This is a genomic window from Pseudomonas kilonensis, assembly GCF_001269885.1.
GTDB classification, from domain to species: Bacteria; Pseudomonadota; Gammaproteobacteria; order Pseudomonadales; family Pseudomonadaceae; genus Aquipseudomonas; species Aquipseudomonas kilonensis.
This window is the reverse complement of the sequence record NZ_LHVH01000017.1, coordinates 139,747-153,979: the sequence shown is the minus strand read 5'-3', so window position 1 is coordinate 153,979 and position 14,233 is coordinate 139,747. Positions and strand designations below refer to the sequence as shown.

Below are 14,233 nucleotides of genomic sequence, written 5' to 3'. Positions count from 1 at the left end.
GATGAGGCCCGTCAACCCAATGAAGCTCCCAACGCCTTGGCCAGCCGCTTGGCCCGCGCCCCCGCTCCAATCTCCATCACGCCTTTATCCCGCGCCCACATCTCGCGCCACGCCGCAGGCCCCGCTGCCAGGGCAACGTTGAGTTCGCCGTCGAGCCCCTGGAACTGGGCGAACAACCCGCCCAGCAGCACGTGCCCGGCCGCACTGGACGGGTTATGCCGACTCACCTGCGCGCAACCGGCGAGCAACGCCAGCAGGCGCAATTGCAACGCCTGGGGCCAGGCACATTCCTGCCCGACGCCATACAACCAGGCGGTCATCGCGCTGAGCACATAAAGGTCTTCCAGGGTGCGGAACGGTTTGACGTAGGCGTCCCAACCGTCGCCTGCCAGCAACTCGCATAACGCGCCGTCGAGCAGGACGCGGCCATGGCTGATGTCCGGCATCAGGGCAATGGCGGGCAGTTTTTCCAGGGTGACGCCGGGCTCACCCGCATAGGCCACTGCCAGGTTCAGCCGTGGCGTTTCACCGGGCGCTTCGCAGCGAGCGGCAATCAACAGCCACTCGGCGGCATCGCCCGCGGTGACGAAATCCTTGCGTCCGCTCAGGCGCAAGTCGTCGAGGCGGGTTTGCATGTCCGCCGGGCGCAGGCTGCGCTGTTCGGTGGCACACAAGGCACCGAGGCTCTGCGGCGCGCTGGGCCACAGCACCCGCAGCGCCGCCTGGTACCCCACCAGGAACGCCAGGCCCGGTGTGGCCATCAAGCGTGCCCCGGTCACGGCCAGTTCGAACGGCGTTACCGGCCCCAGGCGTTGCAGCAACGCTGAATAACCTTCGGCCAGGTCCGGATGGGCGGGCAGGCGCTCGCCGCGCTCGATCAGGGTGTGCCAGGGCATGGGGGGCTCCTTGAGGGCTGTCACATAAGCATCACCAAAGCTTCATGGCGATGACACCGGGGCTACATAGCCTGACTTTGCACAACATGGCTGCATAAAGAAAGTCGACAGGCTGCAACTGAACAGCCCGCACGGAGATTCGCTATGACCCAGATCGCCCGCATCAGCGACACCGGCAATGAACGCCGCCTGCAAGCCGAACGCCTGATTGGCGCCCAAGCCTTGCAAGAAGCACAGGCCCTGCGTTTCAACGTCTTCAGCGGCGAATTCAACGCCAAGCTCAAGGGCGCGGAAATGGGTCTGGACATGGATGACTATGATGTTCACTGCGCCCACATCGGCGTACGCGACCTGAACACCGGCCGCCTCGTGGCGACCACTCGCCTGCTCGATCACCAGGCCGCCAGCAGCCTGGGCCGGTTCTACAGCGAAGAAGAATTCAGCCTCCACGGCCTGGTCCATCTCAAGGGCCCGATCCTGGAAATCGGCCGTACCTGCGTCGACCCGGCCTACCGCAACGGCGGCACCATCGCGGTGCTCTGGGGCGAACTGGCCGAAGTCCTGAACGAAGGTGGCTACAGCTACCTGATGGGCTGCGCGAGCATTCCGATGCAGGACGGTGGTATCCAGGCCCAGGCGATCATGCAGCGCCTGCGCGAACGCTACCTGTGCACCGAACACCTGCAAGCCGTGCCGAAAAAACCCTTGCCGACCCTGGACGTGCCGTCCAACGTCATCGCCGAGATGCCACCGCTGCTCAAGGCCTATATGCGCCTGGGCGCGAAGATTTGCGGCGAGCCGTGCTGGGACGAGGATTTCCAAGTGGCCGACGTGTTCATCCTGCTCAAGCGCGACGAGCTCTGCCCGCGCTACGCCCGCCACTTCAAGGCAGCGGTGTAATGAGTCGGTTGCGGGTGTACGCGCGTATCGCGCGAGTGTTGCTGGTGGTGACACTGGGCCTGAGCATGGCCAGCGTCTTCGGTCTGTTCGAACGCCTGGGGATCGCCAACTCGATGGTCCGCCGCCAGCGCTGGTCGCGGTTCTTCATGGCACGGCTGAGCCATGCCCTGCCCTTTTCCGTCACCGTCCACGGTCAACTGCCGCAACGGCCGATGCTGTGGGTCAGCAACCATGTGTCCTGGACCGACATCCCGTTGCTGGGCATGCTCACGCCGCTGTCGTTCCTGTCCAAGGCCGAAGTGCGCACCTGGCCGGTCGCCGGCTGGCTGGCAGCCAAGGCCGGCAGCCTGTTTATCCGGCGCGGTTCGGGTGACAGCCAATTGATCCGCAAGCAGATGAGCCGCCATCTGGAACAGGCCCACTCGCTGTTGATGTTCCCCGAAGGGACCACCACCGATGGCCAGACCTTGCGCACCTTCCACGGTCGCCTGCTGTCAGCGGCCATCGACGCCGATGTCGCGTTGCAGCCAGTGGCGATCCGTTACTTGCGCAACGGTGAACCGGATTCGCTGGCACCGTTCATTGGCGATGATGATTTGCTCTCGCACCTGATGCGCTTGTTCGCCAATGATCGGGGTGAGGTGCACATCCATCTGCTGGAACCGATTGCCTGCCACGGCCAGGAACGTGCGGCCCTGGCCTTCCAGGCGCAGCAGGCGGTGCACAAGGCGTTGTTCGGGACGATTCCAGAGAAACAGCAAGCGCCGGTGCGGCCTGCGGCGATTGCAGCCTGATCCGATCCCAGCGGAGATCCCTTGTGGGAGCGAGCTTGCTCGCGATAGCGACTTAACATTCAGCAGATGCGCTGGCTGATACACCGCTATCGCGAGCAAGCTCGCTCCCACAATTAGTCCTGCGGCGTGACTTGGTTTTGAGCAAAATCCTGCAGCTGTGGGTAGAACAACCGAAAATCTTCGCTCAACGGCTCATAGAGCCTGATCAACTCCGGCATCGCCCCGGCCAGTTCCTCAGGCCGGGACAGCCGGCGGGAAATGCCGCGCAGCACCTGCCCCAGCACCTCGAACTCCTGATAAGACCCCAGCCAGTCATCCGCCGCCATATGCGGTGCGATGTGCGCCAGGCGTCCCGGTAGCTGCGGCTCGGTGCTGAGCACCTGATAAACCCGAGAGGTGAAATCCAGCAGCGGCCCTTCGCCGTACAACGTCCAGTCCCGGGCCAGGCAGTGGTCGAAAAACACGTCGAGCACGATTCCGGCATAGCGCCGTCGCACCGTGGAAAAGCGCGACAGGGCGATGTCCACCAGGGGATGACGGTCGGTGTACATGTCAATGCGCCGATGCAGGGCAATCGCCGCTTCGATCCGTGGGTCGTAGAGCCCTTGCAGCGGTCCCTTGACGAAGTCGCCGTAGAGGCTGCCGAGTAGTTGTTCCCGGCCGGGGCCGCCGAGGTGCAGGTGCGCGAGATAATTCATGGCCCGCAGCTTAGCACCCCAAGGCCAATATCGTTATAACCCGATATAGCGATTTATGCGGCATTCAGATCAAATCCATATTGGTATATCGCGAAGTAACGATTTAAGGTTCGCCTCATCGCGATATAGCGTTTTACTCACCCCCGAGCTTGCCACCCATGACCCTCGACCTCGACGAAATAATAAAAGCCCTGGCGCACCCCGTACGGCGAGACATCCTCAACTGGCTCAAAGACCCCAAGGTCCAGTTCCCCGAACAGTTGCACAACCACGAGTTCGGCATTTGCGCCGGGCAGATCGACCAGCGTTGCGGCCTGTCGCAATCCACGGTGTCTGCGCATTTGGCGGTGTTGCAACGGGCGGGGCTGATCACCAGCCAGAAGGTCGGTCAATGGCACTTCTTCAAACGCAACGAGGACGTGATCCAGCAGTTCCTCAAGCAAATGAGCCAAGAGCTCTGACCTGACAAGGATCCATCATGCCCCTCTCACTCCTGATCCTGGCCCTGAGCGCCTTCGCCATCGGCACCACCGAGTTCGTCATCATGGGCCTGTTGCCCGAAGTGGCAGTCGACCTGGGCGTGTCGATTCCTGGCGCCGGCTGGCTGGTGACCGGCTACGCCCTGGGCGTGGCCATCGGTGCGCCGTTCATGGCCCTGGCCACCGCCCGGCTGCCGCGCAAGGCCGCCCTGGTGGCGTTGATGGGGATTTTCATCGTCGGCAACCTGCTCTGCGCCATTGCCAGCGACTACAACGTGCTGATGTTTGCCCGGGTCGTCACAGCCCTGTGCCACGGCGCGTTCTTCGGTATCGGTTCGGTGGTGGCCGCCGGTCTGGTGGCGCCCAACAAGCGCGCTTCGGCCGTGGCCCTGATGTTCACCGGCCTGACCCTGGCCAACGTGCTCGGCGTACCGCTGGGCACCGCACTGGGCCAGGAAGCCGGCTGGCGGTCGACCTTCTGGGCCGTGACTGTCATTGGCGTAATTGCGCTGATCGGGCTGATTCGCTTCCTGCCGGCCAAGCGCGATGAAGAAAAACTCGACATGCGTTCGGAGCTGGTGGCGCTCAAGGGTGCTGGCCTGTGGCTGTCCCTGAGCATGACCGCGCTGTTCTCCGCCTCGGTGTTCACCCTGTTCACCTACGTCGCCCCGCTGTTGGGTGAAGTGACCGGCGTGTCGCCCCGTGGCGTGACCTGGACCCTGGTGCTGATCGGCCTGGGCCTGACCCTGGGCAACATCATCGGCGGCAAGCTGGCGGACAAGAGCCTGGCGAACACACTGATGGGCGTCTTCCTCACCATGGCCGTGGTGTCCACCGTACTGAGCTGGACCAGCGTGGCGCTGATCCCCAGCGAAATCACCCTGTTCCTCTGGGCCACCGCCTGCTTCGCCGCCGTGCCGGCCCTGCAAGTCAACGTGGTGACCTTCGGCAAAGACGCGCCCAACCTGGTCTCCACCCTGAATATCGGCGCCTTCAACATCGGCAACGCCCTGGGCGCCTGGGTCGGCGGCAGTGTCATCGACCATGGCCTGGGCCTGACCTCCGTGCCCCTGGCCGCCGGCGCACTGGCCGTGCTGGCGCTGCTGGTCACCCTCATCACTTTCCGTCAGGGCGGCAATGCCGACCTGGCGCCGGCAACTCACTGACTTTTAACCCTTCCACTTTCGAGGTTTGTATTTCATGGCGACTATTTTCGACCCCATCAAACTCGGCGACATCGAGTTGAAGAACCGCATCATCATGGCCCCGCTCACCCGCTGCCGCGCCGACGCAGGTCGCGTGCCCAACGCGCTGATGGCCGAGTACTACGTGCAACGCGCCTCCGCCGGCCTGATCCTCAGCGAAGCAACCTCGGTCACACCGATGGGTGTGGGCTATCCAGACACCCCGGGCATCTGGTCCAACGATCAGGTGCGCGGCTGGTCCAACGTCACCAAGGCGATCCACGGCGCTGGCGGCAAGATCTTCCTGCAACTGTGGCACGTGGGCCGGATCTCCCACCCGTCGTACCTGAACGGCGAAACGCCGGTGGCACCCAGCGCGATCCAACCCAAAGGCCACGTGAGCCTGGTGCGTCCGCTGGCCGACTACCCGACCCCACGCGCACTGGAAACCGCTGAAATCGCCGACATCGTCGACGCCTACCGCGTCGGTGCCGAGAATGCCAAGGCCGCCGGTTTCGACGGCGTGGAAATCCACGGCGCCAACGGCTACCTGCTCGACCAGTTCCTGCAAAGCAGCACCAACCAGCGTACCGACAGCTACGGCGGTTCCCTGGAAAACCGTGCCCGCCTGCTGCTGGAAGTGACCGACGCAGCCATCGAAGTCTGGGGCGCCGGCCGGGTTGGCGTGCACCTGGCGCCACGCGCCGACTCCCACGACATGGGTGACGAGAACCGCCTGGAAACCTTCAGCTACGTGGCTCGCGAGCTGGGCAAACGTGGCATCGCCTTCATCTGCTCCCGTGAGAAGGACGGCGACGACAGCATCGGCCCGCAACTCAAGCAGGCTTTCGGCGGCCCGTACATCGCCAATGAACGCTTCACCAAGGACAGCGCCAATGCCTGGCTGGCCGAGGGCAAGGCCGATGCCGTGGCCTTCGGAGTGCCGTTCATTGCCAACCCGGACCTGCCGGCACGCTTGCAAGCCGATGCACCGTTGAACGAAGCGCATCCGGAGACCTTCTATGGCAAGGGTCCGGTGGGCTATATCGATTACCCCGTACTCTAAGTCGTAAAAAACAAAAGCCCTGCCTCGAAAGAGTCAGGGCTTTTTTATGTGCGCTAAATATCCAGTCAAACATCCAAACTTCTAAAAGCCGTTCAACCCTTCCTATTATCGCCAGCAACAAGACAACACGTCTTGCTTGCAGTCACTCTCTTTGAAAAGGATTTCAAATGAACGCCTCCCCTGAAAACAGTCAACAGACCAACAATGGAATTTATGAACTCATCGCCTCTCAATTCAGTTGGGCACCGTTGGCCGTGTTGTACCAATACCTCAAGTCACTCGATACGCAAGAATACATGCCGATGCTCACGGCACTGCTAGAGAAAGCGAACCTGAACGACAAGGTCAACGAGCAGGTTCAAGCCTGGGAACAGGAGCGCATCAACCCAAACCGCACCCGTCTCATCGTAAAGTTAATCAATCATACCGATTTGGATTTTGAAGTCGGTGAACACAACTTGCCGTTGAATGCGGACGAGCAACACCCCACACTGATTCTTCCCTGGGATATCCAAACCTGGAAGTTCGACCTCGCTTATACCCGACGCCTGGGCAGTCCCAGTAGGGAGATATTCAAACACTGCATTGTGTTCGGCGATAAAGCGTTTGGCTTTCGCTTTGACTTCGGTTTGCGCGTCAATACATCCTTCGGTGTTATTTCACCGACGCTGACACCCGTCCGGACCCACATACTGACTTCTATTGGAACAAGCCCGATCCAATGCACGACTCGAATCACCCGCACAGCAAGTGAAGAGCCCTATGGTTTTACTGTGGAACTCACGCTGAGCTAAACCATTCGGCCTCGCCAGGGCAGTCTGGCGGGGCATCGGCCGATCCGGTCGGATGAACCTGCCGAGCGGATTCTTCCTGCACATTCACCCGCGCGAAACAAATTTCCTACAAAATTCGCCGCCTATTGCCTATCAACCGCGCCAGTGTCGGTTTATAAAAGCACCCTTACGCGGATGTATCGACACAAACCGACGCAATTACGCATTTTGTTTCATTTGCGCAGGCTGGGGCTCAAGTGCAGCATGTCCAGCCCGATCTCCACCCAGCGCTCGGCCTCACCCGCCAGGGCGAAGCTGTCGGGGGCCAGTAGCCATTGGTACAAGATGCCGTCGATGTAGGCATGAATGGCAACTGCCGCCCTTTCGGGGTCCAGATCATCCGGCAACTGGCCGCGTTTCATCGCATTGCGCAACGACAGGGCGATGCGCACATTGCAGTCGAGGCTGACCTCGCGTCGCTGCTGGCGCAAATCGCACATTTCATCGGTGAATTCACACTTATGGAACAGAATCTCATTAATGCGCCGGGTTTTCGGGTCCAGGGCCACTTGCTGGAACAACCGGACCAACAGTTTGCGAATACAGCCCAGCGGGTCAAGCTCCTCCTCATTTTCACTGGCACGGGCCAACTCATCGAGCGGCTCGTGGAGGGTATCGAGCATGGCCTGGAGCAGGTCCGCCTTGTTGCTGAAATGCCAATAGATGGCGCCGCGCGTCACTCCGGCCAGTGTCGCGATGTCGGCCAGGGTCGTACGCGCCACGCCTCGCTCGAAAAACGCCTTTTCGGCGGCTTCGAGTATCTGGCTGCGAGTCTCCTGGGCTTCCTCTTTGGTACGACGGACCATGGCAGTAAACACCTCAATCAGGATGCGTCAGCAACGCGACAGCAACGCGTCAGCAATGCGTAAGAATCAACGGAACAAAATATGAGGCGACGTCTCTTGGAACGCGTCCCCGATCTACGCTCGCCTTTGTCAGGCTTGTGTAAAGCCGGATATTACGCAATTTGGCTGTTTACAAACAACCATGTACGTAAGTATATTTCTTAGCATCCTACTAATTGAATTAATGCGCCTTTTTACCTTTCCACCTTTCGAGTGCGCCCGTTGCGCGCCTGGACCCGAGGATTTCCATGCAATTCAAGCCAGCTGTTACTGCCCTGGTTACTGCCATCGCCCTGGCATCGCTGCTCAGCGGATGCAAAAAGGAAGAGGCTGCACCTGCTCCTCCGCCTCCTCAGGTCGGCGTCGTAACCCTCAAGACCCAGCCTTTCACCCTGACGTCGGAGCTTCCGGGGCGCACCAGCGCGTTCCGCGTCGCCGAAGTACGTCCGCAGGTCAACGGCATCATTCTCAAGCGCCTGTTCAAGGAAGGCGCCGACGTCAAGGCCGGCCAGCAGCTGTACCAGATCGACCCGGCCGTCTATGAAGCGACCCTCAAGAGCGCCGAGGCCAACCTGCGTTCCACCAAGTCGATTGCCGACCGCTACAAGCAACTGGTGGATGAACAGGCGGTGAGCCGTCAGGAATACGACACCGCCGTGGCCAATCGCCTGGAGTCGGAAGCCAACCTGCAGACCGCCCAGATCAACGTGCGCTACACCAAGGTCTACGCGCCGATTTCCGGTCGCATCGGTCGCTCCTCGGTCACCGAAGGTGCGCTGGTGAGCAACGGCCAGACCGACGCCCTGGCGACCATCCAGCAACTGGACCCGATCTATGTCGACGTGACGCAGAGCTCGGTCGAGCTGCTGCAACTGCGCCGTGAGCTGGAAAGCGGCCGCCTGCAAAAGGCTGGTGATAACGCCGCCATGGTCAAGCTGACCCTGGAAGACGGCAGCCAATACCCACACGAAGGCAAGTTGGAGTTCTCCGAAGTGTCGGTCGACCAGACCACCGGTTCGGTGACCTTGCGCGCCGTGTTCCCCAACCCTGACCACACCCTGCTGCCGGGCATGTTCGTCCACGCACAATTGCAGGCCGGTGTGAACAGCGCGGCGATCCTGGCACCGCAGCAAGGCGTGACCCGCGACCTCAAGGGTGCGCCGACCGCCCTGGTCGTTGGCCCCGACAACAAGGTCGAACTGCGTCAGCTCAAGGCCAGCCGCACCGTTGGCAGCCAATGGCTGATCGAAGACGGGCTCAAGGCCGGCGATCGCGTGATCACCGAAGGGTTGCAGTTCGTACGCCCTGGCGTGGAAGTCAAAGCCACCGAAGCCACTAACGTCGATACCAAGAACCCGGCCCCCGCACAGACAGCTGATAAAGCCGCCGGCGGCAAAGGGGAGTAAACCATGTCGAAATTTTTTATCGACCGTCCGATTTTCGCCTGGGTGATCGCCCTGGTGATCATGCTGGTCGGGGCTCTATCGATCCTCAAGTTGCCGATCAACCAGTACCCGAGCATTGCACCGCCGGCCATTGCGATCCAGGTGACCTACCCGGGCGCATCCGCGCAAACCGTGCAGGACACCGTGGTGCAGGTGATCGAGCAGCAGCTCAACGGCATCGACAACCTGCGTTATGTATCGTCGGAAAGTAACTCCGACGGCAGCATGACCATCACGGCCACCTTCGAGCAAGGCACCAACTCCGATACCGCGCAGGTCCAGGTCCAGAACAAGCTGAACCTGGCCACCCCGCTGCTGCCGCAAGAAGTGCAGCAACAGGGCATCCGCGTGACCAAGTCAGTGAGAAACTTCCTGATGGTGATCGGCGTGGTGTCGCGCGACGGCAGCATGACCCGGGAAGACCTGTCCAACTACATCGTGTCCAACATGCAGGACCCGATCTCGCGCACCGCGGGTGTTGGTGACTTCCAGGTCTTCGGCGCCCAATACGCGATGCGGATCTGGCTCGACCCGGCCAAGCTGAACAATTTCAACCTGACCCCGGTGGATGTGAGCACGGCGATTACCGCGCAGAACGTCCAGATCGCTTCCGGCCAGCTCGGCGGCCTGCCGGCCATGCCCGGCCAGCAACTGAACGCCACTATTATCGGCAAGACCCGCTTGCAGACCGCCGAGCAGTTCAAGGCAATCCTGCTCAAGGTCAACCCGGACGGCTCGCAAGTGCGTGTCGGCGACGTGGCCGATGTGGCCCTGGGTGGTGAGAACTACAGCATCAACGCTCAGTTCAACGGTGCCCCGGCTTCTGGCCTGGCGGTGCGACTGGCGACTGGCGCCAATGCCCTCGACACGGCCAAGGCCCTGCGCCAGACCGTGGAAAATCTCAAGCCGTTCTTCCCGCAAGGCCTGGAAGTGGTGTTCCCCTACGACACCACCCCGGTGGTGAGCGAATCGATCAAGGGTGTGGTTGAAACCCTGGTCGAGGCGGTTGTACTGGTGTTCCTGGTGATGTTCCTGTTCTTGCAGAACTTCCGCGCCACCATCATCACCACGATGACCGTACCCGTGGTACTGCTCGGCACCTTCGGCATCCTCGCGGCGTTCGGCTTCAGCATCAACACCCTGACCATGTTCGGCATGGTGCTGGCCATCGGCTTGCTGGTGGACGATGCCATCGTCGTGGTGGAAAACGTCGAACGGGTGATGAGCGAAGAAGGCCTGTCGCCCAAGGAAGCCACCAAGAAATCCATGGGCCAGATACAGGGCGCCCTGGTGGGTATCGCCCTGGTGCTCTCGGCTGTATTGCTGCCGATGGCGTTCTTCGGCGGCTCCACCGGTGTGATCTACAAGCAGTTCTCCATCACCATCGTCTCGGCCATGGCCCTGTCGGTCCTGGTGGCCCTGATTTTCACCCCGGCCCTGTGCGCCACCATGCTCAAACCAATCCCCAAGGGTGAGCACGGTACGCCGAAACGCGGCTTCTTCGGTTGGTTCAACCGCACCTTCGACCGTGGCGTCAGGAGCTACGAACGCGGCGTGGGCAATATGCTCAAGCACAAGGCCCCGTACCTGCTGGCCTACATCATCATCGTGGTTGGCATGGTCTGGCTGTTCACCCGCATCCCGACGGCGTTCCTGCCGGAAGAAGACCAGGGCGTACTGTTTGCCCAGGTGCAGACACCGGCCGGTTCCAGCGCCGAGCGTACCCAGGTGGTGGTGGACAAGATGCGTGAGTTCCTGCTGCGTCCGAGCAAGGACGGCGGCGAAGGCGATGGCGTGGCCTCGGTGTTCACCGTGACCGGCTTCAACTTTGCCGGTCGTGGCCAGAGCTCCGGCCTGGCGTTCATCATGCTCAAACCGTGGGAAGAGCGTAACGCGGATAACACCGTGTTCAAGATCGCCGGCCGCGCCCAGCAACACTTCTTCACCTTCCGCGACGCGATGGTGTTCGCCTTCGCCCCGCCAGCGGTGATGGAACTGGGTAACGCCACCGGTTTCGACGTGTTCCTGCAGGATCGCGCTGGCATCGGTCACGACAAGCTGATGGAAGCCCGCAACCAGTTCCTGGGCATGGCGGCCCAGAGCAAGATATTGGCTCAGGTGCGTCCAAACGGCCTGAACGATGAACCGCAATACCAGCTGGAAATCGATGACGAGAAGGCCAGTGCCCTGGGCATTACCCTCACGGAGATCAACAACACCCTGTCGATTGCCTTGGGCAGTAGCTATGTGAACGACTTCATCGACCGCGGTCGGGTGAAACGGGTGTACGTCCAGGGCCAGCCGAACGCACGCATGAGCCCCGAAGACCTGCAGAAGTGGTACGTGCGCAACAGCGCCGGGACCATGGTGCCGTTCACGGCGTTCGCCAAGGGTGAGTGGGTCTACGGCTCGCCGAAACTGGCTCGTTACAACGGCGTGGAAGCGATGGAAATCCTCGGCACCCCGGCGCCTGGCTATTCCACCGGTGAAGCCATGGCCGAAGTCGAAGCCATCGCCAAGAAGCTGCCGGCCGGTGTTGGTATTTCCTGGACGGGCCTGTCCTACGAGGAACGTCTATCGGGCTCCCAGGCGCCAGCGTTGTACGCCTTGTCGCTGCTGATGGTGTTCCTGTGCCTGGCAGCGCTGTATGAAAGCTGGTCGATTCCGATCGCGGTCATGCTCGTGGTGCCGCTGGGGATCATCGGTGCCCTGATGGCGACCAGCCTGCGCGGCCTGTCCAACGACGTGTACTTCCAGGTGGGCTTGCTGACCACCATCGGCCTGGCGGCGAAAAACGCCATTCTGATCGTGGAGTTCGCCAAGGAACTCCACGAACAGGGCCGAACCCTGGTGGAAGCCGCCGTTGAAGCCTGTAGGATGCGTCTGCGGCCGATCATCATGACGTCCCTGGCGTTCGTCCTCGGCGTGGTCCCGCTGGCGATCTCCACAGGCGCCGGTTCAGGCAGCCAGCACGCCATCGGTACCGGTGTGATCGGCGGTATGTTGACCGCGACCATCCTGGCGATTTTCTGGGTGCCATTGTTCTTCGTGACCGTGTCGTCGATAGGCCGTCGCAAAAATACCGACGAGCACGACACTCCTGAAACTTCCAAAGAGGCTGGCCAATGAGCAAGTCGCTACTCTCCCTGACCATCGCCGCCGTCGTGCTCAGCGGTTGCTCGCTGATCCCCGACTATCAGCGGCCCGACGCACCGGTCGCGGCGCAATACCCGCAAGGGCCGGCCTACGAGGCGGCCAATGCGCCCGGCCAGGCCGCCGCCGAGCAAGGCTGGAAGCAATTTTTCCATGACCCGGCGTTGCAACAGCTGATCCAGGTCGCCCTGGAAAACAACCGCGACCTGCGTGTCGCGGCGCTGAACATCGATGCCTACGCCGCGCAGTACCGCATCCAGCGCGCGGACCTGTTCCCGGCCGTCTCGGCCACCGGCTCCGGCAGCCGCCAGCGGGTACCGGCACGGGCTTCGCAAACCGGTGAAGCGGCGATCAGCAGTTCCTACTCGGCGACCTTGGGCATCAGCGCCTATGAACTGGACCTGTTCGGTCGGGTTCGTAGCCTGAGCGAGCAAGCGTTGCAAAGCTACTTCGCCACCGAAGAAGCCCGGCGCAGCACCCAGATCAGCCTGGTGGCCAACGTCGCCAATGCCTACCTGACCTGGCAAGCCGACAAGGAACTGCTCAAGCTGACCCAGGAAACCCTCGGGGCCTACGAGCAAAGCTTCAAGCTGACCTCGCGCAGCGCCGAAGTCGGCGTGGCCTCGGCCCTGGACCTGAGCCAGGCGCGCACCGCCGTGGAAAACGCCCGTGTGCAACTGGCCCGGTACACCCGCCAGGTCGCCCAGGACGAAAACAGCCTGACCCTGCTGCTGGGCACCGGCCTGCCGGCCAACCTGAACTCGCAACCGTTGAGCGATGACCTGCTCAGCGAAATGCCGGCCGGGCTGCCGTCGGACCTGCTGCAGCGTCGTCCGGACATCCTCCAGGCCGAACGCAACCTGCTGGCTGCCAACGCCAACATCGGCGCCGCACGGGCCGCGTTCTTCCCGAGCATCAGCCTGACGGCCAACGCCGGCACCCTGAGCCCGGACCTGTCCGGCCTGTTCAAGGGTGGTTCGGGCACCTGGACCTTCGCGCCGCAAATCAACCTGCCGATCTTCAACGCCGGTAGCCTGCGCGCGAGCCTGGACTACGCCAAGATCCAGAAAGACATCAACGTCGCGCAGTACGAGAAGTCGATTCAGACGGCGTTCCAGGAAGTCTCCGACGGCCTGGCCGCGCGTCAGACCTACAACGAACAGTTGCAGGCCCAGACCGACTTCGTCGCCGCCAACCAGGACTACTACCGCCTGGCCGAGCGTCGCTACCGCATCGGCGTCGACAGCAACCTGACCTTCCTCGACGCCCAACGCCAGTTATTCAGCGCGCAACAATCGCTGATCACTGACCGTCTTGCGCAACTGACCAGTGAGGTCAATTTGTACAAGGCTCTGGGCGGTGGTTGGAATGCCGAAACGGGCAAGAACGAACCGGTGAAAGAAGAAGCGCCGAAGATGAAATTGTTCTGATTTGATGCCTGAGTGTTGAAACACGAAGCCCACCGGAAGGTGGGCTTTTTGTTTGTGTGCGCTTTAACGCTGGCCTATGTGGGAGCAAGGCTTGCCCGCGATGGCGGCCTGACAGCTGGCCTTGCTCTTGTTGACTGGGTACATATCCGTTTTCGTGGTAACGGCGGCTTAGGGTTCCGCCCTGACGGCGGCTCACTTTTGAGAAGCGCAAAAGTAAGCAAAACGCTCCTGCCCCACCACTTGGTGCCTCGCCTAGGCTCGGCATGCCTGAACGAAGGTACTGCTCCGTGGGCCGCCGCGAAGGGCCATCCATGGCCCAGCGCGGCTAACCCGGCATCCATGCCGGGTTGCCCACTGCGCAATACCTTCGCTCAGCCATCGTGGTTAACGGGGCGCCCGAGATCAACGTCCACCACGAGGCGGCCTAGTAGCCGACCTAGTTCTATGTGGACCGCGTTTCCCCTGTGGGAGCGGGCTTGCTCGCGAAGAGGCCGGCAAACCCAACATCCA

12 protein-coding genes are annotated in these 14,233 nt (G+C 61.8%); 9 read left to right on the top strand and 3 right to left on the bottom strand.

The features are described from left to right. Positions 1 to 11: 11 nt before the first annotated feature. Positions 12 to 896: an acyl-CoA dehydrogenase middle domain-containing protein gene (locus AD662_RS07255; protein WP_053186335.1), complete on the bottom strand. Its 885-nt coding sequence runs from the start codon at positions 894 to 896 to the stop codon at positions 12 to 14. A 144-nt stretch (positions 897 to 1,040) separates the two neighbouring features. Between AD662_RS07255 and olsB the strand changes: the two genes are divergently transcribed. Both olsB and AD662_RS07245 read left to right on the top strand, forming a co-directional pair. Continuing rightward, positions 1,041 to 1,796 (top strand): L-ornithine N(alpha)-acyltransferase, encoded by a 756-nt coding sequence (olsB, locus tag AD662_RS07250; protein ID WP_003198679.1) that lies wholly within the window; start codon positions 1,041 to 1,043, stop codon positions 1,794 to 1,796. Beyond that, positions 1,796 to 2,590, top strand: a complete 795-nt coding sequence (locus tag AD662_RS07245) for a lysophospholipid acyltransferase family protein (RefSeq protein ID WP_024618438.1) — start codon at positions 1,796 to 1,798, stop codon at positions 2,588 to 2,590. Before olsB ends, AD662_RS07245 begins: the two co-directional genes overlap by 1 nt. A 113-nt stretch (positions 2,591 to 2,703) precedes the next feature. On the opposite strand, the gene AD662_RS07240 is transcribed toward AD662_RS07245, so the two are convergent. Continuing rightward, a complete protein-coding gene (locus AD662_RS07240) occupies positions 2,704 to 3,288 on the bottom strand; it encodes an acyl carrier protein phosphodiesterase (protein ID WP_053186332.1) in 585 nt (194 codons plus the stop codon). Between the two features lie 158 nt (positions 3,289 to 3,446). On the opposite strand from AD662_RS07240, the gene AD662_RS07235 reads away from it, so the two are divergent. From AD662_RS07235 to AD662_RS07220, 4 genes are all read left to right on the top strand, one after another. Further along, positions 3,447 to 3,749, top strand: a complete 303-nt coding sequence (locus AD662_RS07235; RefSeq protein WP_014336977.1) for an ArsR/SmtB family transcription factor — start codon at positions 3,447 to 3,449, stop codon at positions 3,747 to 3,749. Positions 3,750 to 3,766: 17 nt separating this feature from the next. Then, positions 3,767 to 4,933 (top strand): MFS transporter, encoded by a 1,167-nt coding sequence (locus AD662_RS07230; RefSeq protein ID WP_053178386.1) that lies wholly within the window; start codon positions 3,767 to 3,769, stop codon positions 4,931 to 4,933. A gap of 34 nt (positions 4,934 to 4,967) precedes the next feature. Beyond that, positions 4,968 to 6,017 carry an alkene reductase gene (locus AD662_RS07225; RefSeq protein ID WP_053178385.1) on the top strand — a complete coding sequence of 350 codons (1,050 nt, stop codon included), beginning with the start codon at positions 4,968 to 4,970 and terminating at the stop codon, positions 6,015 to 6,017. Between the two features lie 167 nt (positions 6,018 to 6,184). Next, positions 6,185 to 6,811 (top strand): hypothetical protein, encoded by a 627-nt coding sequence (locus AD662_RS07220; protein ID WP_018607030.1) that lies wholly within the window; start codon positions 6,185 to 6,187, stop codon positions 6,809 to 6,811. A 212-nt stretch (positions 6,812 to 7,023) separates the two neighbouring features. Here the strand turns inward: AD662_RS07220 and AD662_RS07215 are convergent, their stop codons facing one another. Next, the gene (locus AD662_RS07215; RefSeq protein ID WP_018607032.1) at positions 7,024 to 7,656 is read right to left on the bottom strand and encodes a TetR family transcriptional regulator; all 633 of its coding nucleotides are present in this window, start codon (positions 7,654 to 7,656) and stop codon (positions 7,024 to 7,026) included. A 287-nt stretch (positions 7,657 to 7,943) separates the two neighbouring features. Here AD662_RS07215 and AD662_RS07210 point away from each other — a divergent pair, with 287 nt between their 5' ends. From AD662_RS07210 to adeC, 3 genes are read left to right on the top strand one after another with little or no spacing between them, the layout of a single operon-like run. Continuing rightward, complete coding sequence (locus AD662_RS07210) at positions 7,944 to 9,101, top strand: efflux RND transporter periplasmic adaptor subunit (protein ID WP_018607033.1); 1,158 nt, start codon at positions 7,944 to 7,946, stop codon at positions 9,099 to 9,101. Positions 9,102 to 9,104: 3 nt separating this feature from the next. Then, entirely contained in the window at positions 9,105 to 12,269 is a 3,165-nt protein-coding gene (emhB, locus tag AD662_RS07205; RefSeq protein WP_053178383.1) for an efflux RND transporter permease subunit EmhB, read from the top strand. Continuing rightward, positions 12,266 to 13,723, top strand: a complete 1,458-nt coding sequence (gene adeC, locus AD662_RS07200) for an AdeC/AdeK/OprM family multidrug efflux complex outer membrane factor (RefSeq protein WP_018607038.1) — start codon at positions 12,266 to 12,268, stop codon at positions 13,721 to 13,723. Before emhB ends, adeC begins: the two co-directional genes overlap by 4 nt. Positions 13,724 to 14,233 lie beyond the last annotated feature (510 nt).

What these genes read in the sequence shown, in the direction of transcription:
- AD662_RS07225 (WP_053178385.1), top strand. Translation starts at nt 4,968, where the DNA reads ATGGCGACTATTTTCGACCCCATCAAACTCGGCGACATCGAGTTGAAG.
- AD662_RS07255 (WP_053186335.1), bottom strand. Translation starts at nt 896, where the DNA reads ATGCCCTGGCACACCCTGATCGAGCGCGGCGAGCGCCTGCCCGCCCAT.
- AD662_RS07245 (WP_024618438.1), top strand. Translation starts at nt 1,796, where the DNA reads ATGAGTCGGTTGCGGGTGTACGCGCGTATCGCGCGAGTGTTGCTGGTG.
- emhB (WP_053178383.1), top strand. Translation starts at nt 9,105, where the DNA reads ATGTCGAAATTTTTTATCGACCGTCCGATTTTCGCCTGGGTGATCGCC.
- AD662_RS07235 (WP_014336977.1), top strand. Translation starts at nt 3,447, where the DNA reads ATGACCCTCGACCTCGACGAAATAATAAAAGCCCTGGCGCACCCCGTA.
- AD662_RS07240 (WP_053186332.1), bottom strand. Translation starts at nt 3,288, where the DNA reads ATGAATTATCTCGCGCACCTGCACCTCGGCGGCCCCGGCCGGGAACAA.
- adeC (WP_018607038.1), top strand. Translation starts at nt 12,266, where the DNA reads ATGAGCAAGTCGCTACTCTCCCTGACCATCGCCGCCGTCGTGCTCAGC.
- AD662_RS07210 (WP_018607033.1), top strand. Translation starts at nt 7,944, where the DNA reads ATGCAATTCAAGCCAGCTGTTACTGCCCTGGTTACTGCCATCGCCCTG.
- olsB (WP_003198679.1), top strand. Translation starts at nt 1,041, where the DNA reads ATGACCCAGATCGCCCGCATCAGCGACACCGGCAATGAACGCCGCCTG.
- AD662_RS07215 (WP_018607032.1), bottom strand. Translation starts at nt 7,656, where the DNA reads ATGGTCCGTCGTACCAAAGAGGAAGCCCAGGAGACTCGCAGCCAGATA.
- AD662_RS07220 (WP_018607030.1), top strand. Translation starts at nt 6,185, where the DNA reads ATGAACGCCTCCCCTGAAAACAGTCAACAGACCAACAATGGAATTTAT.
- AD662_RS07230 (WP_053178386.1), top strand. Translation starts at nt 3,767, where the DNA reads ATGCCCCTCTCACTCCTGATCCTGGCCCTGAGCGCCTTCGCCATCGGC.